Origin of the sequence: Roseibaca calidilacus (assembly GCF_001517585.1) — a bacterium.
GTDB classification, from domain to species: Bacteria; Pseudomonadota; Alphaproteobacteria; order Rhodobacterales; family Rhodobacteraceae; genus Roseinatronobacter; species Roseinatronobacter calidilacus.
In genome coordinates, this window is sequence record NZ_FBYC01000004.1 from 977,012 (window position 1) to 1,002,009 (window position 24,998).

The window sequence follows — 24,998 nt, forward strand, 5'->3', positions numbered from 1 at the left end:
AGGGTAGCACGAATATTGCGTTTTCAATACATGTTTTGAAATTACGCGTCAAAGACCCTGCTGAATATCGTCTCGACATGTTTGGTGTGGTAATCGAGGTCAAATTTTGCGCGGATCGCCTCTTCGGTAAGCGCGGCGCGCACATCTGCATCGGCCAACAATTCATCAAGAAAATCGGCGCCGTGTTCCCAGACCTTCATCGCGTTGCGCTGCACGAGGGTATAGGCGGTCTCGCGGCTGACACCGGCTTGGGTCAGCGCCAGAAGCACGCGCTGGCTGTGGATCAGACCGCGGAACTTGTTCATGTTGGCGATCATGTTGTCGGGATAGACCACCAGCTTGTCGATCACACCTGTTAAGCGGGCCAGCGCGAAATCCAGCGTCACGGTCGCGTCCGGGCCGATCATGCGTTCGACCGAAGAATGCGAGATGTCGCGCTCATGCCAAAGCGCGACGTTTTCCATGGCCGGGATGACTGCCATGCGCACCAGCCGTGCAAGACCGGTCAGGTTTTCCGTAAGCACCGGGTTGCGTTTGTGCGGCATGGCCGACGAACCCTTTTGGCCCTTGCTGAAAAATTCCTCGGCCTCCAGCACTTCGGTGCGCTGCATATGGCGAATTTCTATGGCGATATTCTCAATGCTGCTGGCAATCACGCCCAGCGTGGCAAAGAACATGGCGTGCCGGTCGCGGGGGATGACCTGCGTGCTGATCGGTTCCGGGGCCAGGCCCATCTGTGCGCAGACATGCGCTTCCACCGCCGGGTCGATATTGGCAAATGTGCCGACAGCGCCCGAAATCGCGCCCGTGGCCACTTCGGCGCGCGCGGCTTCCAGACGGTCGCGGTTGCGCTTCATCTCGGCGTAGAACCGCGCCAGCGTCAGGCCCATGGTGGTCGGCTCGGCATGAATGCCGTGGCTGCGGCCCATGCGGATGGTGAACTTATGCTCCATCGCGCGGCGCTTCAAAGCGTCCAGCAAGCCGTCCATATCGGCCAGCAGCAGATCGGCGGCGCGCACAAGCTGCACGTTGAAGGTGGTGTCCAGCACATCTGAACTGGTCATGCCCTGATGCACGAAGCGCGCTTCGTCATTGCCAATGATCTCTGCCAGATGGGTCAGAAAGGCGATCACGTCATGCTTGGTGACGGCCTCGATCTCGTCAATGCGGGCGACGTCAAATTCTACATCCTTTGCTTTCCAGACCGCTGCGGCGCTTTCTGCCGGGATCACACCCAGTTTTGCTTGCGCATCGCAGGCATGGGCCTCAATCTCGTACCAGATGCGGAATTTCGTTTCCGGGGACCAGATGGACACCATTTCAGGGCGGGAATAACGCGGGATCATGCAGGCAGACCTTTTCATGCAAAGCGGTTGGCTGTCTGATAGCGGCTTGCGAAAGGTGCTGCAAGGCACGGCACCTTAGTTAACATAATACAGATTATGGGGCAAATTGATTTGTCGCCTTGCCCCGCGTGGTTTGTTACTTTTTCTTAGCTGATAATCGAAGGAAAATACCATTTCACCCACGGCATCCAGACAGGTCTGGCGCGACGCAATGTCAGCTTGCGTCGATATCTGCATCCCGTTCTTCAAGGATGACCCGGTGCTGCTGATCGAACAGATTGCGCGCCAGACTGATGCGGATCGCTACAGGCTGCTGGTCTGTGATGACGGATCGGGTTTGCCCGACCTGTCGCAGCGCGTGGCCCAAGCGTTGCAAGCCCATCCCGGCCCTGCCGTGTTCTTTACCCTTGCTGCCAATTGCGGACGCGCGCATGCGCGCAACGTCATGTTGCAGGACATCCGTTCTGACTGGGTGCTGATGCTTGACGCCGATATGGCGCTGGACCGTCCCGATTTCATAGAAGTTTACCGCAGTGCGGCGCGGCGCATGGGGCACGCCTGTTGCGTGGTCGGCGGGTTCCGGATTGACCCGTCCGATGTTACGCCCGCAACCCGGCTGCACGCGGCGCAATCTGCCAAATCGGAATGCAAACCCGCAAGCCAGCGGGCGCGCGACCCCGGCCGGTTTGTCTACAGTTCTTCGGTCTTTGTGCATCGCTCTATCATAGAGCGGCATATTTTTGATCCGCAATTTCAGGCATGGGGATGGGAAGATGTGGAATGGGGCTGGCGGATCGTGCAAGACAGCCCTGTCTACCACATAGACAACCCGGCGCGGCATCTGGGGCTGGACCCGGACAGGGTTTTGGTTGCGAAATACGCCGAATCTGTTGATAATTTTCGTAGAATCCGGCGCTTATACCCCGAGAAAACCCGACATATGCCCATTGCGCGCGCATCCTACATGTTGTCATTTTTGCCGTTCCAGACCCGGCTTGGCCGCGTGCTTAAGTGGGTCGCGTTGCTTGGCGCATTGCCCGCTGGCTTGCGGGTCTATGCGCTAAAGCTCTATCGTGCGTCGCTATATGCAAGGGTGTATCATGACTGAAAGCGATCACGACCAGCGGCGAAGCTTGTCGCGCCGGGTTGCGCGGCGATTGACCGGCATGGTGCGCGTGGCGCCCTTGCTGCGGTCAGATACTCGGTTTCGACTGTCTTTCGCTTTCGACGATTGCCCCGATAGCGCCTGCACCCGCGGGGTCCAGATTCTGGAACAAAGGGGCTTGCACGCGACGTTTTTCATCGCGACGGGCTTGCTGGGGCAAAATGGTGTGTCCGGCCCGATCACAACACCAAGCAGGCTTCGCGAATTGGCCGCGCGCGGGCATGAGATTGCGCTGCACACCCATGCGCATGATGACCTGACGCATCTTTCAGTGACGCAAGCTGTTGAGGATGTGACGCGGAATATCAAGGAATTGGAAGACATTCTTGGCGCGCCCCCTAGCCCGCATTTCGCGTATCCCTTTGGCGAAACAACGCTGTCGCTGAAACGTGCGCTCATCCCGTATATCACCACGGCGCGCGGCGTGCGCAGCGGTGTGAACAAGGCATTTGCAGATCGGATGCAGCTTTTTGCCTGCGATTTGGGCAGCCACCGGCCCGATTATGTGACAGCCGCGCGCCGGATGATGAAACATGCCGCGAATTCGGGCGGTTGGCTTGTAATGTTCACGCATGATGTTGCGCCCGACCCAAGCCCTTATGGCGTGACACCAGATATTCTGGAATGCCTGTTGGATGATGCCGCAGCCCTTGGGGCAGAGTTGCGCCCTGTGCGCGATGTCTGGGCAAGCCTATCTGCCTGAATATTATATTCAAAACTTGCAATATATATTTGGGGTCATATATAAGGGTGTGAATTGCAGCGCGGCCCCGTTTACCGGTGCGCGCTGATTGAACCCAAGGGCCCCAATATGCTCCAGCGCTATCTTCCCATTCTGTCATGGCTTCCCGGATATTCGCGCGCCGATCTGACAAATGACGCAATCGCCGCCGCTGTCGTGACGATCATGCTGATCCCGCAAGGCATGGCCTATGCCATGTTGGCCGGGCTGCCGCCGCAAGCCGGGCTATACGGCGCGATCCTGCCATTGCTGCTATATGCGGTGTTTGGCACATCGCGGCCCTTGGCGGTTGGCCCGGTGGCCGTGGTGGCGCTGATGACGGCGGCCTCTGCCGGGGCGATTGCGCAAGCGGGCAGCGCGGAATTTCACTACGCCGCCTTGTGGCTTGCGCTGATCTCTGGCGCGCTGATGCTGGCAATGGGGTTGTTCCGGCTGGGGTTTATCGCCAATTTCCTGTCGCATCCGGTGATATCGGGTTTCATCACCGCCGCCGGAATATTGATTGCCGCCAGCCAGTTGCGCCATCTTCTTGGCGCACCCATCGGCGGCAAAACGCTGCCGCAGGTGATCCCCTCGATCGTGGCAAACCTTGGCAATATCAACCCGGCAACGGTGATCGTCTCTGCCGCGCTGCTGGCCTTTCTGTTCTGGGCGCGCAAAGGGGCCGCGCCGCTGCTGGAACGGTTCGGGCTTGCCCCGGCGAGCGCCAAACTGCTGGCGAAAACAGCCCTTCTGGTGGCGGTGGTCGTCTCTACCCTGCTGGCATGGGGGTTGGGGTTGGAACGCTTCGGCATTGCCATTCTGGGCGATATTCCGCGCGGCTTGCCCGAATTCGGCCTGCCGCCGATGGATCTGGGATTGATCCAGCTTTTGCTGGTGCCTGCGGTCATGATCGCCATCGTGGGCTATGTTGAAAGCATATCCATCGCGCAGACCTTGGCTGCCAAGAAGCGGCAATCGGTGAACCCGGACAACGAACTCATCGCGCTGGGGCTGGCCAATATCGGCGCAGGCGTGTCGAATGCCATGCCGGTTACGGGTGGGCTGTCGCGCACCATTGTGAACTATGACGCGGGCGTGTCCACCCCGGCGGCGGGCGCGATGACGGCCTTGTCCATCGGGGCCGCGATCATGGTTCTGACGCCGCTGATGTATTTCCTGCCGCGCGCCACGCTGGCCGCGATCATTATCGTTGCGGTGCTGAGCCTGCTGGATTTCCGCGCCCTGCCCCGCACATGGGCCTATTCGCGCGCCGATGGCGCAGCAATGGCGGCGACCATGGTGTTTACGCTGCTGATGGGCGTGGAAATGGGGCTGATGGCCGGTGTCGGCCTGTCGCTGGGTCTGTTCTTGTTCCGCACCTCGCGCCCGCATATGGCTGTGGTGGGGCAAGTGGCCGGGACCGAACATTTCCGCAATGTCGAGCGTCACCGCGTTGTGACCGACCCGGCGGTATTTGCCATTCGGGTGGATGAATCGCTCTATTTTCCCAATGCGCGCGCGCTGGAAGACCGGATTGTTCAGGCGCTGTCCGACCAGCCCGACCTGCGCCATGTGGTGCTGCAATGCACGGCGGTCAATTATATCGACGCCTCTGCGCTGGAAAGCCTGGAAGCGGTGAACACGCGGCTGAAAGATGGTGGCGTTACCTTCCACCTGTCCGAAGTGAAAGGCCCGGTCATGGACCAATTGGCACGCGGGCATTTCCTGCACGATCTGACGGGCGAGGTGTTTCTGACACAATTCGACGCCATGGCGAAATTGTCGCCGGATCTGACCCGCAGTTGCGCGGCAGAACAGCGGTGCGACACGTTGTTGCGCTCTGCCTGACCGTGCGACGGAAAGCCGGTCTTGCTGCGTTGGACAGTAACACGCGCGAACCCGGCTGACCGAAGGAATATATTTATGTCGCTGAAAAGCACACCCTCTCGCTATGGCAGCGTTGCCATGGCCTTTCACTGGCTGACGGCGCTGGCCATTCTGGCGCTGATGGTCACAGGGCAAATGATGGACGGGCTGCAAGATGCCGCCCGCCAGATCGCCATTCTGAAATGGCATGTGCCGATGGGGCTGGCAGTGCTGCTGCTGACGCTGGCGCGCATTGCATGGTGGTTTTTTGCCGACCGCCACCCTGCCCCACTGGGCACTGGCTGGCAGGCACTTGCTGCCAAGGCAGGCCACACAGCCCTTTACGCGCTGCTATTGGTGATGACCGTGTCGGGCGTGGCGCTTATGGCGCTGTCGGGCGCGGGAGAGGTCGTGTTCTTCGGCAGCACTGCCCCGCTGCCCCAGTTCAGCGATTACCTGCCCCGCATACCCCATGGTCTGGGCGCGAAACTGCTGATCGCGCTGGTCGCGCTGCATGTCGCAGCCGCGATCTGGCACCAACGTGTGAAGCGCGACGGGGCCATGACCCGTATCCTGCCTGTGCGCGACTAACGCATAGCAAGCCGCCGCTACGCAAAACGCCGCCCCAATCCGGAGCGGCGTTTTTTTGGCTTTCGCCAGAAACCTGCGAGGCTGGCTTAGGCAGCTTCGGTGATGAATTTCACAGCATCGCCGAAGGTCTGGATGTTCTCGGCGGCGTCATCGGGAATCTCGATGCCGAATTCTTCTTCAAACGCCATGACCAGTTCGACCGTGTCCAAGCTGTCCGCGCCCAGATCGTCAATGAAGGACGCGCCTTCCGTGATCTTGGCTTCGTCGACGCCCAGATGTTCGACAACGATCTTCTTCACCCGATCCGCGATATCGCTCATGTTAGTCCTCATATTGTTATGGCCAGCCTTGGCCCGGAAATGTCCCTCGCCCACCCGTCCGGGCCTGCGTTGCGCGCCCAATAGGGTTATTGTGCGCTTACGTCAAGCCCTGCCGGGTCAGACCATCGCCATGCCGCCATTCACATGCAGCACCGCACCGGTCACATAGCCCGCCTCATGGCTTGCCAGATACAGGACCGCGCCCGCGATTTCTTCGGGGGTGCCCATGCGCCCGGTGGGGATTCGCGCGTTGATCGCAGCTTTCTGGTCGTCATTAAGCGCGTCGGTCATGGGCGTGGCGATAAAGCCGGGTGCCACGCAATTGACGGTGATCCCGCGCGAGGCCACTTCCTGCGCCAGCGCCTTCGACGCGCCCACAAGCCCGGCCTTTGCGGCGGCATAGTTCATCTGTCCCGGATTGCCGGTCGCGCCCACGACAGAGGTAATATTCACCACCCTGCCCCAGCGCGCTTTCATCATCCCGCGCATGGCCGCGCGCATCAGCTTTGCAGAGGCCGACAGGTTTACGTCGATCACATCCTGCCATTCTGCGTCGGACATGCGCATGGCAAGGTTGTCGCGGGTAATGCCCGCGTTGTTGACCAGAATATCCACGCCGCCCATGGCGTCGCTGGCTTGTTTTATCAGCCCGGCCACGGCATCGGGGTCCGACAGGTTGCAAGGCACCACATGCGCGCGCTCTGCTAGCTCCAAGGCCAAGGCCGATAGCGGGGCTTCGCGCGTGCCCGACAGCGCCACAGTCGCCCCGGCCCCATGCAGCGCGCGCGCAATCGCTGCGCCAATCCCGCCAGAGGCCCCGGTTATGAGTGCGCGTTTTCCTGTCAGATCGAACATGGCCGCCCTTTCGCGTTATGGTTGTGATAAACACTTGTTATTTGGTCCTATAACAAGCACCTAAGGGGTAATCAAAGACGAAAGCAGACCCATCATGCAACAAGCCTTCCCGAATCCGGACCAAATGCGCGCGGCCTTTTTGGCGGCGGTGGCCGCGGCGGACCCTGCGTCGGCGGCAACGCGCGCTTTGCACGCGCATCAGTTCAGCCTGCCCAAGGGGCGTTTGTTCGTGCTGGCCATAGGCAAAGCCGCGGGCGCGATGATGGGTGCGGCGCTGGCTGTCCTGCCCAAGCCGCAGACAGCCCTTGTCGTGACCAATTATGAGAATGCCGGGCCAGTCGCCGGCGCGCGCGTGATGGCCGCAGGCCACCCGGTCCCCGATGAGAACGGCTTGCAGGCCGGGCTGGCTGTGCACAAGATGCTTGCACGCACAACGCGCGATGATGCGGTTCTGGTGCTGGTGTCGGGCGGTGGCTCTGCGCTGGTGCCTGTGCCGGTGTCGGGTGTCACGGTGGATGACAAGATCAAGGTCAACCGGCTGCTTCTGGGGGCTGGGCTGGACATAACGCAGATGAACCTTGTCCGCCAGCATCTGTCGCGGCTGAAAGGCGGCGGGTTGCTGCGCGCGGCGGCCCCTGCCCCGGTCACAGCGCTGATCCTGTCGGATGTTATCGGGGATGATCTGCGCGTCATTGCCTCTGGCCCGACAGTTGCGCCCATCGGCACGCGGGCAGATGCCATGCGGCTGCTGGAAGATCGCGGGCTATGGTCCGTCGTTCCGGAAAGCGTGCGCGGTGTGCTGCGCAGCGATGATGCCCCGCGCCCGTTGCCAGAGGCCGCAAACCATTTGATCGGGTCGAACACGCAATCAGTTGCGGCGGCAGCCCGCGCCTTGCCCGGCGCGCTGGCCGACCCGGTGCCGCTGCTGGGCGATGTGGCAGATGCCGCCACGCGGATCGTGGCACTGGCAGACCGCCCCGGCATGACCGTTCTGGGCGGCGAAACCACCGTCACTTTGCGCGGCACGGGCATGGGCGGGCGCAATCAGGAACTGGCCTTGCGCGTGGCGCTGGCGTTGGCGGGCCGCCCCGGTTGGCGGTTCTTGTCGGCGGGCACCGATGGGCGCGATGGCCCGACAGATGCGGCGGGCGCAATCGTCGATGGCGGCACGGTCGCCCGCATTCAGGCCGCCGGGGGCGATCCGCAAGCACTTTTGGCCAATAATGACAGCTATGCCGCGTTAAAGCTTGCGGGCGATCTGTTGGTCACGGGGGGCACCGGCACGAATGTGGCGGATATTCAGATCATGGCGGTCGCCTGATAGCCCAAAGCTAGCGCGCATAGGTCAACACCGGCCTCCGACAGTTGCGGCCGCCATCCATGCAGCAATGGACAGCGGTGCTTTCGGCCAGGTCGCGGGCTCATTCGCGCCCGAACCCCCACGCGCTTGGCCGCCACGGGGTGCGCGCCCCGGCAATGGCGCTCGCGGTTGCAAGCTTGCCCTCTTGCCGCCGCGCGGGCTTTGCCCTATGCGCTTTTGCCATGACACAGCATGATTTCTGCCTCATCATCGACTTCGGTTCCCAAGTCACGCAGCTGATTGCGCGGCGCTTGCGCGAGTGGAATGTCTATTGCGAAATTCACCCGTTCAACACGGTGGATGATGCTTTTCTGACCGCGCGCGCGCCGAAAGCGATCATCCTGTCGGGCGGGCCGGGATCGGTGCCCGAAGCGGACAGCCCGCGCGCGCCGCAAATGGTGTTCGACATGGGCGTGCCCGTTTTCGGCATTTGCTACGGCCAGCAAGTGATGATGGAGCAGCTTGGGGGCTGCGTCGAATCCGGCCACCATGCCGAATTTGGCCGCGCTTATATCGAACCCGCGTCGGGCCATGCGGGCGATACGATCTTCAAAGGGGTGTTCGACGCGGGCCGCGAGCAGGTCTGGATGAGCCATGGCGACCGCGTGACCGCCCTTGCGCCGGGGTTCGAGGTGATCGCCACCTCGCCCAATGCGCCCTTTGCCATCGTCGGCGACCATGCGCGCCACTTCTATGCCGTGCAGTTCCACCCCGAAGTGCACCACACGCCCAAAGGCGCGCAGATGCTGGGCAATTTCCTGACACTTGCGGGTTTTTCGGGCGATTGGACAATGGGCGCTTACCGCGCCGAGGCGATTGCAAAAATCCGCGAACAGGTGGGTGACAAGCGGGTTATTTGCGGGCTGTCGGGCGGTGTGGACAGTTCGGTCGCTGCCGTGCTGATCCATGAGGCGATTGGCGACCAACTGACCTGCGTTTTCGTGGACCACGGCCTGCTGCGCCAGAACGAGGCGGAAGAGGTCGTGACCATGTTCCGCGACAATTACAATATTCCGCTAATCCATGCCGACGAATCCGACCTGTTCCTGGGCGAGTTGGAGGGCGTCAGCGACCCCGAAACCAAGCGCAAGATCATTGGGCGTCTGTTCATTGACGTATTCCAGAAATACGCCAGCCAGATTGAAGGCGCAGAATTCCTCGCCCAAGGCACGCTTTACCCCGACGTGATCGAATCGGTCAGCTTCAGCGGTGGCCCGTCCGTCACTATCAAATCGCACCATAATGTGGGCGGCTTGCCCGAAAAGATGGGGCTGAAACTGGTCGAGCCTTTGCGCGAGCTTTTCAAGGATGAAGTGCGCGCTTTGGGCCGCGAATTGGGCCTGCCCGCCAGCTTTATCGGCCGCCACCCTTTCCCCGGTCCGGGTCTGGCTATCCGCTGCCCCGGAGAGATCACGCGCGAGAAGCTGGACATCCTGCGCCGTGCGGACGCCGTCTATATTGACCAGATCCGCAAGCATGGGCTGTATGATGAGATCTGGCAGGCTTTCGCCGCGATCCTGCCCATGCGCACCGTGGGTGTGATGGGCGACGGGCGCACCTATGATTACGCGCTGGCCCTGCGCGCGGTCACGTCCGTGGATGGCATGACGGCAGATTACTACCCGTTCACCCATGAATTCTTGGGCGAAACCGCGACCCGCATCATCAACGAGGTGCGCGGCGTGAACCGGGTGTTTTACGATTGCACCAGCAAGCCGCCGGGCACGATCGAACTGGAATAAGCCCGTCAATCGCATCAATCGACGCGACGTTTGGGCTTTTCCAAGCCAATTCTCCATGCTACGCAAGGATTAGGACGGAAAAACCGTCGGTTCCGCAGGGTGCGGGGCATAATCAAAAACATACCGGGAGACCACCATGAAGAAATTGCTTCTCGCCAGCACCGCGCTGGCGCTTTCCGCTGGCATCGCCTCTGCCCAAGAGGTCAAAATGGGTGTGCTTTTGGGCTATACCGGCCCGATCGAAGATATCACGCCCTACATGGCCGACAGTGCCGAACTGGCGATGAAAGAAGTCAGCGACAGCGGCCTGTTTCTGGACGGCGCGACCATCACGCCCGTGCGCGCTGATTCGACCTGTGTTGACAGTTCCGCCGCGCAAGCCGCCGCAGAGCGTCTGATCTCTTCGGATGGCATTGTCGCCATGGTGGGCGCGGATTGCTCTGGCGTGACCATGGCCGTGTTGCAGAACGTGGCCATGTCGGCTGGCGTGCCGATGATTTCGCCCTCTGCAACCTCGCCCGCTTTCACGACGACAGAGTCGAACGGCATGTTCTTCCGCACCGCGCCGTCAGATGCGCGCCAAGGCGTGATCCTTGCCGATATCGTGCTGGAGCGTGGGTTCAACAGCGTGGCGCTGACCCATACCAACAACGATTACGGGTCGGGTTTTGCGACCGCATTCGCCGAAGCCTACACCGCTGGCGGTGGCACCATCACCACCACCGTCCCGCATGAAGAAGCCAAGGGCGATTATTCCGCCGAAGTCGGCACGCTGGCCTCTGCCGGTGGCGATGCGCTGGTCATTCTGGGCTACACCGATGGCGGTGGTTCGACCCTGCGCACGGCCTATGAACTGGGTGCGTTCGAGCAGTTCTTCATGGGCGACGGCATGTATGGCGATGCGCTGATTGCCAATACCGGCGAAGCGCTGGAAGGCACCGTGGGCACCATTCCTTGGGCGCAAGGCGATGGCGCAGAGGCATTCGCCGCCGTGGCCGAAGCCGCAGGCGTGCGCGCAGACAGCAGCTATACCCGCGAAAGCTATGACGCCGCCGCAATTCTGGCACTGGCCGCGCAAGCCGCAGGCGAAGCGACCCCCGAAGGCATTGCCGCCAACATTCTGGCCGTGGCCAATGCGCCGGGTGAGCCGATCCTGCCGGGCGAGTTGGCCAAGGGCTTGGAGATTTTGGCAAATGGTGGCGATATCGACTATGTCGGCGCGACCAATGTCGAGCTTGTCGGCCCCGGCGAAGCGGCGGGCAGCTTCCGGGAATACATCGTCGAAGACGGTGAATATAAGACTGTGAAGTTCCACTAACCTTTCGGTAGGAAACGGGTTCGCGGCCCAAGGGCATTCCCTTGGGCCGCAAGCCATATTGAGGACCAGCCATATGTCCATGATCCGGGTGGAAAACCTGCACAAGCATTTCGGGGGCTTTCATGCCGTCGATGGCGCGACACTGGAGATTGCCGAAGGCTCTATCACCGGCCTGATCGGCCCGAATGGCGCGGGCAAGACCACGCTGTTCAACGTGATCGCGGGGGTGTTGCCGCCGACATCCGGCACCGTCACCATGCTGGGCGATAGTATTACCGGCCTGCCGCCGCATGAATTGTTCCACAAGGGCTTGCTGCGCACGTTCCAGATTGCGCATGAGTTCCATTCGATGAGCGTGCGCGAGAACCTGATGATGGTGCCGCCGCGCCAGTCGGGTGAAAACCTGTGGGATGCGTGGTTCAAGGGCGGCAAGGTCGCGCAGGAAGAGGCCGCCATCCGCAAACGCGCCGATGAGGTGCTGGAATTTCTGACCATCGACCATATTGCCGATGAGAAAGCGGGCCAGATTTCGGGCGGGCAAAAGAAGCTGCTGGAACTGGGCCGCACCATGATGACCGATGCGAAAGTCGTCTTTCTGGACGAGGTCGGCGCAGGCGTGAACCGCACGCTTTTGAACACCATCGCCGATGCGATTGTCCGCTTGAACCGCGAAAAGGGCTATACCTTTGTCGTGATCGAACATGACATGGATTTCATTGGCCGCATTTGTGACCCGGTCATCTGCATGGCCGAAGGCAAAGTGCTGGCAGAGGGCACTCTGGACCAGATCAAGGCCAATGAGGCGGTGATCGAAGCCTATCTGGGCACCGGGTTGAAGAACAAGGTCAAGGACGGCGTGGCATGAGCCCGGTCGCTTGGGGCCGGGCAACGGGTGCCGAACGCAAGAAAACCATGAACAAGAAGAAGGGGCACGCGCATGGCTGAGCCTTTCCTGATCGGCGACGCCATGAGCGGCGGCTATGGCGGCGCGGATATTCTGCATTCCTGCACCATTGCCGTGGAAAAGGGCGAGATCGCTGTCATCGTCGGCCCGAATGGCGCGGGCAAATCGACCGCGATGAAGGCCGTTTTCGGTATGTTGAAGCTGCGCGAGGGCGCGGTGCGGCTGGCGGGCGAAGACATTACCGCCCTGACCCCGCAAGCCCGTGTGGCCAAGGGCATGGGCTTTGTGCCGCAGACAAGCAATATCTTCCCGTCGATGACGGTTGAAGAAAACCTTGAAATGGGCGCATTCATCCGCCGCGACAATATTCGCACGACGATGGAACAGGTTTACGCGCTGTTCCCGATCTTGCGCGACAAGCGCGGACAGGCGGCAGGCGAGTTGTCGGGCGGGCAGCGCCAACAGGTTGCCGTGGGCCGCGCGCTGATGACGCAACCGAAAGTGCTGATGCTGGACGAACCCACCGCAGGCGTCAGCCCCATCGTGATGGATGAACTGTTCGACCGCATTATCGAGATTGCTCGCACCGGCATTTCCATCCTGATGGTGGAACAAAACGCGCGACAAGCGCTGGAGATTGCCGATAAAGGCTATGTGTTGGTGCAAGGCGCCAACCGTTATACCGACACCGGTGCGGCGCTTCTGGCCGACCCGGATGTGCGCAAATCGTTTCTGGGGGGCTGAGGGCAATGGAGTTTCTGAACGCATTCATCAGCCTGTCGAATTTCATGCTGATCCCGGCCTTGGCCTATGGCAGCCAGTTGGCGCTTGGCGCACTGGGGATTACGCTGATCTATTCCATCCTGCGCTTTGCGCATTTCGCCCATGGCGACACGATGGCATTGGGCACCGCAGCCGTGATCGGCGGCACCTTCGCACTGCAAGGGGCTGGCATCAGCATCGCGCCGCTGCCCACGGCACTACTGGCCATTCCCTTGGGCGTGGTGGCCATGGTGATTTATCTGCTGGCCGCCGACCGCTTGGTTTACCGCTACTACCGCCGGGTGCGGGCAAAGCCGATGATCTTTGTCATGGCCAGCCTTGGTGTGATGTTCGTGACCAATGGCATCACCCGCCTGTTCATGGGCGTGGGCGAAACCCGGTTTGAAGATGGCGCGCGGTTCGTGTTCAGCGTGCGCGACTTCCGCGAGTTTACGGGTCTTGCCGAAGGGCTGGCGCTGCGCAACGCCCAAGCGATCACTATCATCACCGCGCTGGTCGTCATGGTGGCGCTATTCTGGTTCCTGAACCGCACCCGCGCCGGAAAATCCATGCGTGCCTATTCCGACAACGAGGATCTGGCGCTTTTGTCCGGCATCAACCCCGAGCGCGTGGTCACGATCACTTGGGTCATCACCGGTATTTTGCTGGTCTTGGCGGGCACGCTTTACGGGTTGGACAAGGGCTTTCGCGCCTTCAACTATTTCCAACTGCTGCTGCCGATGTTTGCCGCCGCCATTCTGGGCGGGCTGGGCAACCCCTTGGGGGCGATTGTGGGCGCCTATGTCGTCGCACTGGCGGAAATGGGCGTGACATTCGCGTGGCGCCGCGTGGCCAGCTACCTGTTGCCTGACGGGATCGAACCCTCGGGCATGGTCCAGCTTCTGCCGGTTGATTACAAATTCGCCGTGACCTTCATGATCCTTGTCATCGTGCTGCTGTTCCGGCCTACCGGTATCTTCAAGGGGAAAGTGCTATGACCGCGCGCGGATACGGTTTGTTCGCCCTGATGGCTTTGGCCTTGGCCTGTGTCGGCGCGTTCCAAAGCTGGCAACTGGCCATCACCATCCTGAATATGAGCCTGATCTCGGCCATCATGGCGCTGGGTGTTAACATGCAATGGGGCTATGCGGGCCTGTTCAATGTGGGCGTGATGGGCTTTACCGCCGTGGGCGGGCTGGCCGTGGTGCTGATCGCACAGCCCCCCGTGCCCGAAGCTTGGGCCGCCGGGGGTGCCAGCGCGCTGCTGGGCCTGATGCTGGGCGTGGCCAGCATTCTGGCCGCCGTGGTGGTCTACAAGCGCCTGCCCAAGGGGCGGCTGCGGGGCTTGGCCATTATCGGCGTGTTGGTCGCAGGATATTTGGTCACCTCGGCCGTATTCGGCCCCGCGACCAAGGCGATCGAGGCGGTCAACCCTGCATCCGAGGGCTATCTTGGCGGGCTTGGCCTGCCGGTGGTCCTGGCTTGGCCGGTGGGCGCGCTGTTTGCCGCGGGCGTGGCATGGGTTGTGGGCAAGGTCAGCCTTGGCCTGCGCTCTGACTATTTGGCAATTGCCACATTGGGCATTTCGGAAATCGTCATCGCGGTTCTGAAATTCGAAGGCTGGATGTCGCGCGGTGTGAATAACGTGTCCGGCATTGACCGGCCCGTGACCCGCCCGGTGGAACTGCAAGCGGCACCTTGGGTGCAATCGCTAGCCGAAACGCTTGGCTGGAGCGTGTCGCAAACCGCCTCTGTCGTCTCTGGGCTGGGCTATGCGGGGCTGTTCGCGCTGGTGCTTGCGGTGCTGATCTGGCTGTCAGAGCGCGCCTGGAATTCACCCTGGGGCCGCATGATGCGCGCGATCCGCGACAACGAAGTGTCGGCCCGCGCCATGGGCAAGAATGTCACGCAGCGCCATCTGGCGATCTTCGTGCTCGGCTCGGCAGTTTGTGGCCTTGCAGGCGCGATGATGGTGTCCATGGACGGGCAATTGACGCCGGGCAGCTATGAACCGTTGCGCTTCACTTTCCTGATCTGGGTGATGGTCATTGTCGGCGGGTCCGGCAACAATTGGGGCGCGGTGCTGGGTGGCTTCGTGATCTGGTTCTTGTGGGTGCAGGTCGAACCGGCCGGGCGCTGGTTCATGGAACTGGTCACATCGGGCATGGCAGACGGGTCGGACCTGAAAGCGCATCTGTTGTCATCGGCCAGCTATATGCGGCTTTTGACCATGGGCGTGGCACTGCTGCTGATGCTGCGCTTTGCCCCGCGCGGGCTGATCCCAGAGCGATGAGATGAGCCGCGCGATCCTGCTTCCGGCGGCGGGTGCGTCGCGCCGTATGCAGGGGCGCGACAAGCTGCTGGAACTGGTGGACGGTGTGCCGCTGATACGGCGCGCCGCCCTTCGTGCAATGGCGACAGGTGCGCGTGTTCTGGTGACCTTGCCGATGGGCAGCCAGCGTCACGACGTGTTGGCAGGACTGTCAGTGTCTATAGCGGAAATTGACGCCACCGAAGGCATGGCCGCCAGCCTGCGCGCGGGCGGCGCTTGGGCCAGCGATAGCGGGGCAAGCGCCCTGATGGTTGCTCTGCCCGACATGCCCGACATCACATCGCAAGACATGTCATTGCTGTTTACCGTTCAGGAAGCGACACCGGACGCCCCGTTGCGCGCCACCACCGAAAGCGGCGCGCCGGGCCATCCTGTGATCTTGCCGCGCGGGTTGTTTTCGGCCATGGCCGGGCTACAGGGCGATGCAGGCGCGCGGGCGATCTTGGTCGACCACCCACCCCGGCTGCACCCCCTGCCCGGCCAACGCGCCCTGACCGATCTGGACACGCCAAAGGCTTGGGCGGCATGGCGCGCAAAGCGTTAATCGCGCTTACCGAACAGCACTTTCTGCGCTTCGCGGTCCGTGGTCACGTCGCTGCGCTGATCCGCCGCCAGCGCGCGGCCCTTTTGCACCGCAGGTCGTGCGCCGACCTCGTCCAGCCATCGCGCCAGATGGGGTTTGTCGTCCAGCCGTTGCTCTTGGCCTTCCCAGAGCGAGGCCCAAGGCCAAATCGCCATATCCGCGATGGAATAGAACTCTCCCGCAACGAAGCGGTTCTCGGCAAGTTGCTTGTTCATAACGCCCAAAAGGCGCGCCGTTTCATTGCGGTAACGGTCCTTGGCATAGGGCAGATCATTCGGCGGTTCCATCGCCGGGGCGTATTTCAGGAAATGATGCGCCTGCCCCGCCATCGGGCCAAGCCCGCCCATCTGCCACATCAGCCATTGGTCCACCGCCACGCGGTCGCGTTCGGTTTCTCCGTAAAACTGACCGGTCTTGCGCGCCAGATATTGCAGGATCGCGCCGGATTCGAAGATGGAAATCGGTGTGCCATCCGGTCCGTCCGGGTCCACGATCGCGGGCATCCGGTTGTTCGGCGCGATTTTCAGAAAGTCCGGCTTGAACTGGTCGCCCGCGCCGATATTCACGAAATGGGTGTTATAGGGCAGCCCCATCTCCTCCAGCGCGATAGAGATTTTCCAACCGTTCGGCGTGGGCCAATAGTGCAACTCTATGGTCATGATCCGTCCTTTGCTTTTGCGTTGCTTCACAAGCTATGGGTTCGGCGTGGCTTGTCCAAGGGGGACGCGAAAAAACATGGCGCGCGACCGATCGCGGCATTGCTTGAAATTTGGCGGATTACTTGTATATACCAACAGATATCCAACAGGTGTGCGACATGATCGAAACCAAAATCCGCAAAGTGGGCAATTCGGCGGTCATGACATTGACCACAGAAATGCTGACGATCCTGGATGCCAAGGAAGGCGACACGCTGTTCGTGCTACGCGGGGATGACGGCAGTCTGAAGATCACACCAAATGACCCGACGCTGGAAGCAGCTTTGGCGGCGGCTGAAATCGTGATGGATGAAAATCGCGATCTGCTTCAGGCGCTTGCGTGACAGGGCCGGTCTGGGTTCCCTTTTCCGCGATAATTGCCATTCATGACCGCCAAATCGCCCGGCATGGTGGGGCTGCTGGCCTGCGGGACCGGGCCTTGCTGGAATCGGGTTGTGCCCGCGCCCTGAACCGTGCCGCCTATTCCGATGCAACGCTGGCCCAAATTGGCGCCGCCTATGCGTTCGGGATCAGCAAGGCGCATGCGTTCATGGACGGCAACAAACGCACCGCCTTTGTGACCGCGCTGACATTTCTACGTCTGAACGGGTATGCGTTTCAGACACATCCGGTAGACGGCGTGCGGATGATGGAAGATTTGGCTGCAGGCGCGGTCGGTGAGGACGCTTTCGCAGCTTGGTTACAGCGCGGAATGACCGCGATCTGACAGCGCGCCCCGGCGCATTCACCGGGGCGCGTTGCGCTACATTACCCAGCCGCCGCCACCGCGCGGCGGGTCATGACCCCCACAAGATGCGCGCGGTAGGCAGCGGTTCCGTGCAGGTCGGCGATCATTTCATGGGCCGAACAGGCCAGCCCCGTGATGGCGCCCTCGCTGAAATCGGATGACAGCGCTGCCTCTGCCTCTGCCCAGCGGAACACACCGTTTTCCGACGCGCCCGTGATCGCAACGCGCACGCCGCTGGCATAGCGCGCCACGAAGGCTGCGGTCAGGGCAAAGCGCGACGCGGGCTGCACGAATTTCGCATAGGCCGCAGCTTGCGGTATGGGAAAGCGGACAGAGGTGATGATCTCGCCTTCCTCTAACGCGGTGGCGAACATGCCTTGGAAATAGTCATCCGCGCCAATCTCGCGCCGGTCGGTGACGATGGTGGCACCCGTGCCAAGGGCTGCTGCCGGGTAGCAGGCCGAGGGGTCATTATTGGCCAAGCTTCCGCCGATGGTGCCGCGATTGCGCACCGCCGGATCGCCGATCTGGCCCGCCAAGGCGGCCAGACCGGGGAAATCGGCAGCCGCATCGCGCGCGACCTGTGCATGCGTTGTGGCGGCACCAATCACCAGCATGTCGCCTTCCCGGCACACCCCAACAAGGTCTGGAATGCCCGTCAGACTGACAAGCGTGCCCGGCGCGTTCAACCGCGCCTTCATGGACGGTATCAAGGTTTGACCGCCCGAGAGGGGCAGCGCATCCTCGCCCGCCAGCGCGGCCACGGCATCTGCGACCGATCCGGGTTTTACGAAGTCGAAATTATACATGGGTTCTCCTCCCTCAACCGTTCATCGCGGCCCAGACGCGCGACGGCGTCAGCGGCATGTCGATATGCGTTACATGCGTGTGGCCCGCGCGGTGCAGCGCGTCGATGGCGGCATTGACCACGGCGGGGGGCGAGCCGATCGCGCCTGCCTCGCCACAGCCTTTCACCCCCAGCGGGTTATGCGTGCAAGGCGTGATGCAGCTATGATCCACCGTGAAGCCCCGCACATCATCGGCGCGCGGCATGGCGTAATCCATGTAGCTGCCCGACAGAAGCTGCCCCTGATCGTCATAAACGCAGTTTTCCATCAAGGCCTGGCCAATGCCTTGGGCCAAGCCGCCATGCACCTGCCCTTCAACGATCATCGGGTTCACGATATTGCCGAAATCATCGGCGGCAATAAAGCGCAGGATGTCGATCTTGCCGGTATCCGGGTCCAGTTCAATCTCGCACCCATAGGCGCCCGAGGGGTAGGTGAAGTTCGACGGGTCGTAGAACGCCGTTTCCTCTAGCCCCGGTTCCAACTCTTCCAGCGGGTAGTTGTGGGGCACATAGGCCGCGAGCGTCACACCGGACCAATCAACCGATTTGTCAGTGCCCGCCACGCTGAATTTGCCATCCTTCAATTCGATATCCTCTGGCGCGGCTTCCAGCAGATGGGCGGCGATTTTCTTGGCCTTGTCGATCACCTTATTCGTGGCTTTGACAATGGCCGATCCACCCACCGCCAAGGAGCGCGAGCCATAAGTGCCCATGCCCATCGGCGTGTTCGACGTGTCGCCATGGTGAATCTCGATGCTGTTCGCATCGACCCCGATCATGTCCGCGACCACTTGGGCAAAGGTGGTTTCATGCCCCTGCCCGTGGCTGTGGCTGCCGGTATAAACGCTGATCGAGCCTGTGGCATTGACCCGCACGGAGGCAGATTCGTAAAGCCCCGCGCGCGCGCCCAATTGGCCAACAAGGTTCGAGGGCGCGATGCCGCAAGCTTCGATGTAATGGGCAATGCCAAAACCGCGCAGCTTGCCGCGGGCTGCACTTTCAGCGCGCCGTGCTTCAAAGCCCGCATAATCGGCCAGTTCCAGCATTTTATCCATCGTGGCGTGATAGTTGCCGGTGTCGTAAACCACCGCGACCGGGGTCTGATACGGGAAGTCCTCTGGCTTGATGAAGTTCTTGCGCCGCAGTTCAATCGGGTCCACCCCCAATTCGCGTGCGGCCTTGTCCACCAAACGTTCCAGCTGGAACGTGGCCTCTGGCCGCCCCGCGCCGCGATAGGCATCGACCGGGACGGTATTGGTGAACACGGCTTTTACGTTCACATAGATCAGCGGGGTTTTGTAATTCCCGGCCATCAGCGTGCCGTGCAGCCATGTCGGGATGGACGGTGCGAAAGTGGACAGATAAGCGCCCATATTGGCGTAGGTTTCGGTGCGCAGCGCGGTGAAGTTATGCTCTGCATCCAGCGCCAATTCGATCTTGGTTTTATGGTCGCGGCCATGCGCATCGGAAATGAACGCTTCTGACCGCGAAGAGGTCCATTTCACCGGGCGCTTCAAGACCTTGGCGGCATAGGTGACAAAAGCCTCTTCCGCGTAATGATAGATCTTGGACCCGAAGCCCCCGCCCACATCGGGCGCGACCACGCGCAGCTTGTGTTCGGGAATGTTCAGCACGAACGCGCCCATCAGCAGACGGATGACATGCGGGTTCTGGCTGGTGGTGTATAGCGTGTGGTTGTCGCCCCATGGGTCGTAATCGCCCACGGCAACGCGCGGCTCCATCGGGTTGGCGACAAGGCGGTTGTTGGTCAGCTCCAACGACACGACATGCGCGGCGCTCTCGAACGCCGCGTTCACCGCGTCCTTGTTTTCTTCGACAAAACCCCAATCGTAGCACAGGTTCGAGGTCAGATCGTCATGCACCTTTGGCGCGCCTTCGGCCAGCGCGGCCTTCATATCGACAACCGGCTCCAGTTCCTCGATATCAACCTCGATCGCTTCGGCTGCGTCACGGGCCTGCGCGTAGGTTTCCGCCACCACGGCGCAGATCGGATCGCCCACATGGCGCACCTTGCCTTCGGCCAGAATGGGGTGCTTGGGTTCCTGCATGGGTTGGCCGTGGCGGTCCGTCACCTGCCAACCGCACGGGATGCCGCCCGCGCTGTCGAAATCGGCGGCGGTAAAGACCCGCAGGACGCCATCCATCGCTTCGGCGGCAGAGGTGTCGATCCCCTTGATGCGCCCATGCGCCACGTCCGAGCGCAGGAAATGCACGAAAGCTTGACCGCGCAGGTTGATATCGTCGGTGTATTTGCCGTTCCCGGTCAGGAACCGCGTATCCTCGCGCCGCTTTACGCTGGCGCCGATGCCGTCATCTTTTGGCATGTCTCTCTCCCTGAAATTCTGTGACTTATTCAGCCGCCAATGCGCCCGTGTCCTGACCCGATGCCGCCATCACCGCGCGCACGATGTTCTGATACCCGGTGCAGCGGCAGATATTGCCCTCCAGATAATGGCGCACCTCTTCTTCGGTCGGCTTGGGGTTTTCGGCCAGCAGGGCCGCGGTGCTCATGACCATGCCGGGCGTGCAGTAACCGCATTGCAGACCGTGATAATCCTGAAACGCTTGCTGGATGCGGCCCAAGCTGCCATCGGGATTGGCCATGCCTTCGACGGTCGTGACCTCTGCCCCTTCCAGATCGGCGGCGAAAGCGGTGCAGGATTTGACCGCCTGCCCGTTCACCAGCACCACGCAAGCGCCGCATTGGCTGGTGTCGCAGCCGACATGGGTGCCGGTCAGCTCCAACCCTTCGCGCAGGAAGCTGGACAGTAATGTCCGCCCTTCCACCTCGGCCCCCATCTTGCGACCGTTCACAACCATCGTCACCTTGCTCATGTGGCTCCTCCCAGCATTGGCTTTGGTCGAAGTGAACCACGGAACGCCGCCCGCGCCTATACGACCTTGGGTGTAGCCTGTTCGCTTTACAGTGCCGCGGCAAAAGGCCAATATGCGCCGGTTGCAACCATGCCGGAGGGGCCATGCGCAAATTCCTTGTGATCCTGGATGATAGCCGCGAATGCCTGAACGCGATGCGCTTTGCCGCGATGCGGGCCGCGCATACCGGCGGGCAGGTGCAGATCCTGTCGATCATCTCACCCGAGGAATTCAAAGGGTTCATGGGCGTGGCCGATGTGATGCGCGCCGAGGCGCGCGAGCGCATAGAGGCGCATTACGAGGTTTTCGCCAAGTGGATGCGCGACCGACAAGGCGTGAACCCTGAACTGGTCATCCGCGAGGGCGAGGCCGTGTCCGAGATATTGGCGCAGATCACCGACGACCCGGAAATCGGCATATTGGTGTTGGGTGCGGGCACCGAGGGCAACAATCCCGGCCCGCTGGTCACGCAGCTAACGCGGTCATCGGGCACGCTGCCGGTGCCGATAACCATCGTACCGGGCGAATTGACGCGGGACCGGCTGGAAGCGATTTCCAAGGGCTGATGTGGTATGTGCGGCGCGCGCGGCGGTGCCGTAGGGTTTTACTAACAAGATCAAGACGGAAGGGGGGCACGCATGAAACTGGTGCGGTTCGGGCCTGCGGGGCAGGAAAAACCGGGGATGCTGGACAAACACGGGCGTTTGCGCGACCTGTCCGGGCTGGTGGCGGATTTCGCGGGCAATACCGTGTCGCTTGCCGCACTTGCCGAATTGGCCGCGCGCGATCTGGAAAGCGCGCCGGTAGTTGCAGGGTTGGAACGGCTTGGCCCGCCTTTGGCATGGGTGCCGAATTTCTACTGTATCGGGTTGAACTATGCCGCCCATGCCGCAGAGACGGGTGCGGCCAAGCCCGCCGAGCCTTTGGTGTTTTCCAAGGCCACATCGTCGCTGGCGGGGCCAGAGGATGACATCATCATTCCCAAAGCTGCGTCGCGCGTGGATTGGGAAGTGGAACTGGGCGTTGTCATCGGCAAGCCTGCGCTGAATATCTCGGAATCAGAGGCGCTGGACCATGTTGCGGGCTATGTTGCCATCAATGATGTGTCGGAACGCAGCTTTCAAAAAGACCGCGGCGGGCAATGGATAAAGGGCAAATCCGCGCCATCCTTCGGCAAGATCGGGCCATTGTTGGTGACCCGCGACGAGGTGCCGGACCCGCAGGCGCTGGACCTGTCCTTGGCCGTGAATGGATCGGCGCGGCAAGAGTCCAACACGTCGGACATGATCTTTTCGGTTGCCGAAATCGTGGCTTACATGTCGCAATTCATGCGGCTTATGCCCGGTGATGTGATCGCCACGGGCACGCCCTCTGGTGTGGGTCTGGGGATGACACCACCGCAATTTCTGGCCCCCGGCGACGTGGTGGCGCTGGAAGTGGCCGGGCTTGGGCGACAGTTTTCGCAGGTGGTGGCGGCCTGACAGGGCCGCCACGCGCAGCATTTAGGCCGCAGCGCTAAGCATTTGCGCGATTTCGTCTTTCAGCGCCATACGCTCGCGGCGCATCTGGGTTTCGGCGGCTTCCGCCACGGGTTCGACATTGGTTTCGGCGCGGTGAATTGCGCGGTTCACCTCGTGATAGCTGTCGCAGAGCTTGGCGAAATGGGCGTTTTCCAGTTTCAGCCGGTGCAGGGCATCTGCCTGGTTGGGAAATTCCTCTGCCAATTCATGCGGGGTGTGGGACATGTTCGCTCTCCTATCGGTGGTTACACCGACGAGTTTAGTCGCCCGAAGACCCCGCGCCTTGATCTGGCGCAATCAACGACGCCCCTGCCAAACCTGATACAGCCATAGCAGCGCAAGCGACCCTAAAAGCGCCAGCACGAACGCCCCGGCCCAGCCTGCCGACGCCATCAAAAAACGGAACCCAAGCCCGCCGACAACAGCGCCCAGAACACCGATCACCATCGCTGTGGGCAGGTCGGTATTCATCCGCATCAGCCGCGTGGCGATCACCCCGGCCAAAGCGCCCATAACAATCAGCAGCACGACCGGCATTTAGGCCCCCGTCTGCGCGGCGATTTGGGCGCGGGTCTGGCGCCCGCGTTCGGTCGCGGATTTAAGCTGGCCACAGGCGGCCATAATATCCTCTCCGCGCGGGGTGCGGATGGGGCTGGCATAGCCGGCCTTGTGGACGATATCGGCAAAGCTTTCGATCCGCGCCCAATCGGACCGTTGATAGGGCGCGCCGGGCCATTCATTGAACGGGATCAGGTTGATCTTGGCCGGAATCCCCGCAATCAGCCGCACCAGCCGCCGCGCATCGGCATCGCTGTCATTGACATCTTTCAGCATGACATATTCGAAGGTGATCCGCTCGGAATTCGACAAGCGCGGGTAGTCGCGCAAGGCGTCCAGCAGCGTGGCAATGTTCCAGCGCTTGTTGATGGGCACCAGCTTGTCGCGCACCTCGTCGGTGGTGGCGTGAAAGCTGATCGCCAGCAGGCAGCCGATTTCCTCTGCCGTGCGGGCAATTTCGGGCACAACGCCCGAAGTGGACAGCGTAATCCGGCGGCGAGAGATGGACAGCCCTTCGCTATCCATGACCACCTTCATCGCGTCGCGCACATTGTCGAAATTATAAAGCGGTTCGCCCATCCCCATCAGCACGACATTGCTGACAAGGCGGGTTTCGTTCTTGGGTGCGCCCGGTTCGGGCCATTCGCCAAGATCGTCGCGCGCGACCAGAAGCTGCCCGACAATTTCCGCAGCGGTCAGGTTGCGCACCAGTTTTTGCGTGCCGGTATGGCAAAAGGAACAGGTCAGCGTGCACCCGACCTGACTGGATACGCAAAGCGTGCCGCGGTTCTCTTCGGGGATATAGACGGCCTCTACCTCGTGCCCGCCGGCAATGCGCAGCAGGTATTTGCGCGTGCCATCTTCGGACACTTGCCGCGTCACAATCTCGGGGCGGTCCAAGGTGAAGGCCGCTTCCAACTGGTCGCGATAGCCCTTGGCCAGATTGGTCATGGCGCCAAATTCCTGCACGCCCCAATGGTAGACCCATTGCCAGATCTGCCCCACGCGCATCTTAATCTGCCGCTCTGGCGTGCCGATGGCGGCCAGCGCATCGGCCATCTGCGCGCGGGTCATGCCAACAAGCGAGCGTTTCTCGCCCTCTGGCTGCTTGCGCGGGATGGTCAGCACGTCTTGGGTGATGGGGGCTGTGGCGGTCATGGCGTGGCTTTCGGAAAATCTGTCGTGCATCATATAACAAAACCGCCCGGAAAAGACAGTCCGGGCGGTCCTATCTGTCGGGACATCCCGATATTTACTCAGCGCATTGGCGCTGCGCTTCTTCCGTCGCGGCGGTAAACCCAAACAGCGAGAACGTATCGCGCGTGTCTGTCCCGCGCGCCGAACGCGCGCTCAGCACCGCTTCAGAGCCTGCACGCAAAGTGGCAAGGATGCGCGCGTCTTCTTCTGGTGCGCCGGACCATGCCCATTCGCCATTCACGAAAAGCTGGTATTCGGTATCACCCACCGTAAGCCCCACGGTCGAATCGGGCGCAAACGGGTAGCCGCCGGTGAAAGAGATTTCCGGCGTTTCGCTGCCGGGGCGGTACGTTGCGAACAACAAAATGTCGCCGCGCCGCACTTGCACCGGTTCGCCACCGCGTGTGTTGACGGTTTCGCGCGGGGCCGAGACGGCCCAGCATTCTTTCGGGTCATCTTCGACAAACACGCTCCACGCCGTGTCTGCGGCCACGCGGTTGGTCGATTCCTGCGCCAATGCCGCGCCGCCTGCAAGTGCAAGGACGAGCACCGCGCCCAGTGCCATTCCGGCTTGGTTTCGTGCGTGAAACACCATCTGCTTGCTTGCCTCCGAGCTGTGCGATCCGTTAGATCGGGCCTGTTCGCGCCCCTTTTGCAGTCAAGT

Annotated in this window: 27 protein-coding genes; 16 read left to right on the top strand and 11 right to left on the bottom strand. The window is 61.5% G+C overall.

From position 1 onward, the window contains the following. Positions 1 to 41 precede the first annotated feature (41 nt). Entirely contained in the window at positions 42 to 1,346 is a 1,305-nt protein-coding gene (gene purB, locus AWT76_RS08305; RefSeq protein WP_072245935.1) for an adenylosuccinate lyase, read from the bottom strand. A gap of 211 nt (positions 1,347 to 1,557) precedes the next feature. On the opposite strand from purB, the gene AWT76_RS08310 reads away from it, so the two are divergent. From AWT76_RS08310 to AWT76_RS08325, 4 genes are all read left to right on the top strand, one after another. Continuing rightward, the gene (locus AWT76_RS08310) at positions 1,558 to 2,454 is read left to right on the top strand and encodes a glycosyltransferase family 2 protein (protein WP_072245936.1); all 897 of its coding nucleotides are present in this window, start codon (positions 1,558 to 1,560) and stop codon (positions 2,452 to 2,454) included. Continuing rightward, positions 2,447 to 3,214: a polysaccharide deacetylase family protein gene (locus AWT76_RS08315; RefSeq protein ID WP_072245937.1), complete on the top strand. Its 768-nt coding sequence runs from the start codon at positions 2,447 to 2,449 to the stop codon at positions 3,212 to 3,214. Before AWT76_RS08310 ends, AWT76_RS08315 begins: the two co-directional genes overlap by 8 nt. A 108-nt stretch (positions 3,215 to 3,322) precedes the next feature. Next, the gene (locus AWT76_RS08320; protein ID WP_072247592.1) at positions 3,323 to 5,083 is read left to right on the top strand and encodes a SulP family inorganic anion transporter; all 1,761 of its coding nucleotides are present in this window, start codon (positions 3,323 to 3,325) and stop codon (positions 5,081 to 5,083) included. 75 nt (positions 5,084 to 5,158) lie between these two features. After that, entirely contained in the window at positions 5,159 to 5,692 is a 534-nt protein-coding gene (locus AWT76_RS08325; RefSeq protein WP_245638799.1) for a cytochrome b, read from the top strand. Between the two features lie 86 nt (positions 5,693 to 5,778). Here AWT76_RS08325 and AWT76_RS08330 read toward each other — a convergent pair whose 3' ends face one another. Next, the gene (locus AWT76_RS08330) at positions 5,779 to 6,012 is read right to left on the bottom strand and encodes an acyl carrier protein (protein ID WP_072245938.1); all 234 of its coding nucleotides are present in this window, start codon (positions 6,010 to 6,012) and stop codon (positions 5,779 to 5,781) included. Positions 6,013 to 6,129: 117 nt separating this feature from the next. Further along, entirely contained in the window at positions 6,130 to 6,867 is a 738-nt protein-coding gene (gene fabG, locus AWT76_RS08335) for a 3-oxoacyl-[acyl-carrier-protein] reductase (RefSeq protein ID WP_072245939.1), read from the bottom strand. Positions 6,868 to 6,961: 94 nt separating this feature from the next. On the opposite strand from fabG, the gene AWT76_RS08340 reads away from it, so the two are divergent. From AWT76_RS08340 to AWT76_RS08375, 8 genes are all read left to right on the top strand, one after another. Then, positions 6,962 to 8,188 (top strand): glycerate kinase type-2 family protein, encoded by a 1,227-nt coding sequence (locus tag AWT76_RS08340; RefSeq protein ID WP_072245940.1) that lies wholly within the window; start codon positions 6,962 to 6,964, stop codon positions 8,186 to 8,188. A gap of 221 nt (positions 8,189 to 8,409) precedes the next feature. Then, positions 8,410 to 9,969 (top strand): glutamine-hydrolyzing GMP synthase, encoded by a 1,560-nt coding sequence (gene guaA, locus AWT76_RS08345; RefSeq protein WP_072247594.1) that lies wholly within the window; start codon positions 8,410 to 8,412, stop codon positions 9,967 to 9,969. A 136-nt stretch (positions 9,970 to 10,105) separates the two neighbouring features. Continuing rightward, complete coding sequence (locus tag AWT76_RS08350) at positions 10,106 to 11,287, top strand: ABC transporter substrate-binding protein (protein ID WP_072245941.1); 1,182 nt, start codon at positions 10,106 to 10,108, stop codon at positions 11,285 to 11,287. A 79-nt stretch (positions 11,288 to 11,366) separates the two neighbouring features. Continuing rightward, the gene (locus AWT76_RS08355) at positions 11,367 to 12,152 is read left to right on the top strand and encodes an ABC transporter ATP-binding protein (protein ID WP_072247595.1); all 786 of its coding nucleotides are present in this window, start codon (positions 11,367 to 11,369) and stop codon (positions 12,150 to 12,152) included. A 72-nt stretch (positions 12,153 to 12,224) separates the two neighbouring features. Next, positions 12,225 to 12,935, top strand: a complete 711-nt coding sequence (locus AWT76_RS08360) for an ABC transporter ATP-binding protein (protein WP_072245942.1) — start codon at positions 12,225 to 12,227, stop codon at positions 12,933 to 12,935. Positions 12,936 to 12,940: 5 nt separating this feature from the next. Further along, positions 12,941 to 13,951 (top strand): branched-chain amino acid ABC transporter permease, encoded by a 1,011-nt coding sequence (locus tag AWT76_RS08365; protein WP_072245943.1) that lies wholly within the window; start codon positions 12,941 to 12,943, stop codon positions 13,949 to 13,951. After that, positions 13,948 to 15,246, top strand: coding sequence for a branched-chain amino acid ABC transporter permease (locus AWT76_RS08370; RefSeq protein WP_072245944.1), 1,299 nt, complete (start codon positions 13,948 to 13,950; stop codon positions 15,244 to 15,246). Before AWT76_RS08365 ends, AWT76_RS08370 begins: the two co-directional genes overlap by 4 nt. Before the next feature lies 1 nt (position 15,247). Continuing rightward, on the top strand, positions 15,248 to 15,829 hold the full coding sequence (locus tag AWT76_RS08375) for a nucleotidyltransferase family protein (RefSeq protein ID WP_072245945.1): 582 nt from the start codon (positions 15,248 to 15,250) through the stop codon (positions 15,827 to 15,829). Here the strand turns inward: AWT76_RS08375 and AWT76_RS08380 are convergent. Continuing rightward, complete coding sequence (locus AWT76_RS08380; protein ID WP_072245946.1) at positions 15,826 to 16,527, bottom strand: glutathione S-transferase N-terminal domain-containing protein; 702 nt, start codon at positions 16,525 to 16,527, stop codon at positions 15,826 to 15,828. The genes AWT76_RS08375 and AWT76_RS08380 overlap by 4 nt on opposite strands. Before the next feature lie 158 nt (positions 16,528 to 16,685). Between AWT76_RS08380 and AWT76_RS08385 the strand changes: the two genes are divergently transcribed. Beyond that, positions 16,686 to 16,910 carry an AbrB/MazE/SpoVT family DNA-binding domain-containing protein gene (locus tag AWT76_RS08385; RefSeq protein WP_072245947.1) on the top strand — a complete coding sequence of 75 codons (225 nt, stop codon included), beginning with the start codon at positions 16,686 to 16,688 and terminating at the stop codon, positions 16,908 to 16,910. Beyond that, positions 16,907 to 17,293 (top strand): type II toxin-antitoxin system death-on-curing family toxin, encoded by a 387-nt coding sequence (locus AWT76_RS08390; protein ID WP_072245948.1) that lies wholly within the window; start codon positions 16,907 to 16,909, stop codon positions 17,291 to 17,293. Before AWT76_RS08385 ends, AWT76_RS08390 begins: the two co-directional genes overlap by 4 nt. 41 nt (positions 17,294 to 17,334) lie before the next feature. Here AWT76_RS08390 and AWT76_RS08395 read toward each other — a convergent pair whose 3' ends face one another. From AWT76_RS08395 to AWT76_RS08405, 3 genes are read right to left on the bottom strand one after another with little or no spacing between them, the layout of a single operon-like run. Beyond that, on the bottom strand, positions 17,335 to 18,123 hold the full coding sequence (locus AWT76_RS08395; protein WP_072245949.1) for an FAD binding domain-containing protein: 789 nt from the start codon (positions 18,121 to 18,123) through the stop codon (positions 17,335 to 17,337). Between the two features lie 13 nt (positions 18,124 to 18,136). Then, entirely contained in the window at positions 18,137 to 20,509 is a 2,373-nt protein-coding gene (locus AWT76_RS08400; protein ID WP_072245950.1) for a xanthine dehydrogenase family protein molybdopterin-binding subunit, read from the bottom strand. A gap of 25 nt (positions 20,510 to 20,534) precedes the next feature. Next, a complete protein-coding gene (locus AWT76_RS08405) occupies positions 20,535 to 21,020 on the bottom strand; it encodes a (2Fe-2S)-binding protein (protein WP_072245951.1) in 486 nt (161 codons plus the stop codon). Between the two features lie 143 nt (positions 21,021 to 21,163). Between AWT76_RS08405 and AWT76_RS08410 the strand changes: the two genes are divergently transcribed. After that, complete coding sequence (locus tag AWT76_RS08410) at positions 21,164 to 21,625, top strand: universal stress protein (protein ID WP_072245952.1); 462 nt, start codon at positions 21,164 to 21,166, stop codon at positions 21,623 to 21,625. Positions 21,626 to 21,697: 72 nt separating this feature from the next. Continuing rightward, entirely contained in the window at positions 21,698 to 22,540 is an 843-nt protein-coding gene (locus tag AWT76_RS08415) for a fumarylacetoacetate hydrolase family protein (protein WP_072245953.1), read from the top strand. Between the two features lie 21 nt (positions 22,541 to 22,561). On the opposite strand, the gene AWT76_RS08420 is transcribed toward AWT76_RS08415, so the two are convergent. The 4 genes from AWT76_RS08420 to AWT76_RS08435 all read right to left on the bottom strand — a co-directional run bounded on the left by AWT76_RS08420 (position 22,562) and on the right by AWT76_RS08435 (position 24,929). Further along, entirely contained in the window at positions 22,562 to 22,804 is a 243-nt protein-coding gene (locus AWT76_RS08420) for an HP1242/YdcH family protein (protein ID WP_072245954.1), read from the bottom strand. 72 nt (positions 22,805 to 22,876) lie between these two features. After that, positions 22,877 to 23,116: a hypothetical protein gene (locus AWT76_RS08425; protein WP_072245955.1), complete on the bottom strand. Its 240-nt coding sequence runs from the start codon at positions 23,114 to 23,116 to the stop codon at positions 22,877 to 22,879. Beyond that, a complete protein-coding gene (gene rlmN, locus AWT76_RS08430) occupies positions 23,117 to 24,295 on the bottom strand; it encodes a dual-specificity RNA methyltransferase RlmN (RefSeq protein ID WP_072245956.1) in 1,179 nt (392 codons plus the stop codon). It lies immediately after the preceding gene. A 94-nt stretch (positions 24,296 to 24,389) separates the two neighbouring features. Then, positions 24,390 to 24,929, bottom strand: a complete 540-nt coding sequence (locus AWT76_RS08435; protein WP_407071406.1) for an invasion associated locus B family protein — start codon at positions 24,927 to 24,929, stop codon at positions 24,390 to 24,392. Between the last annotated feature and the right edge of the window lie 69 nt (positions 24,930 to 24,998).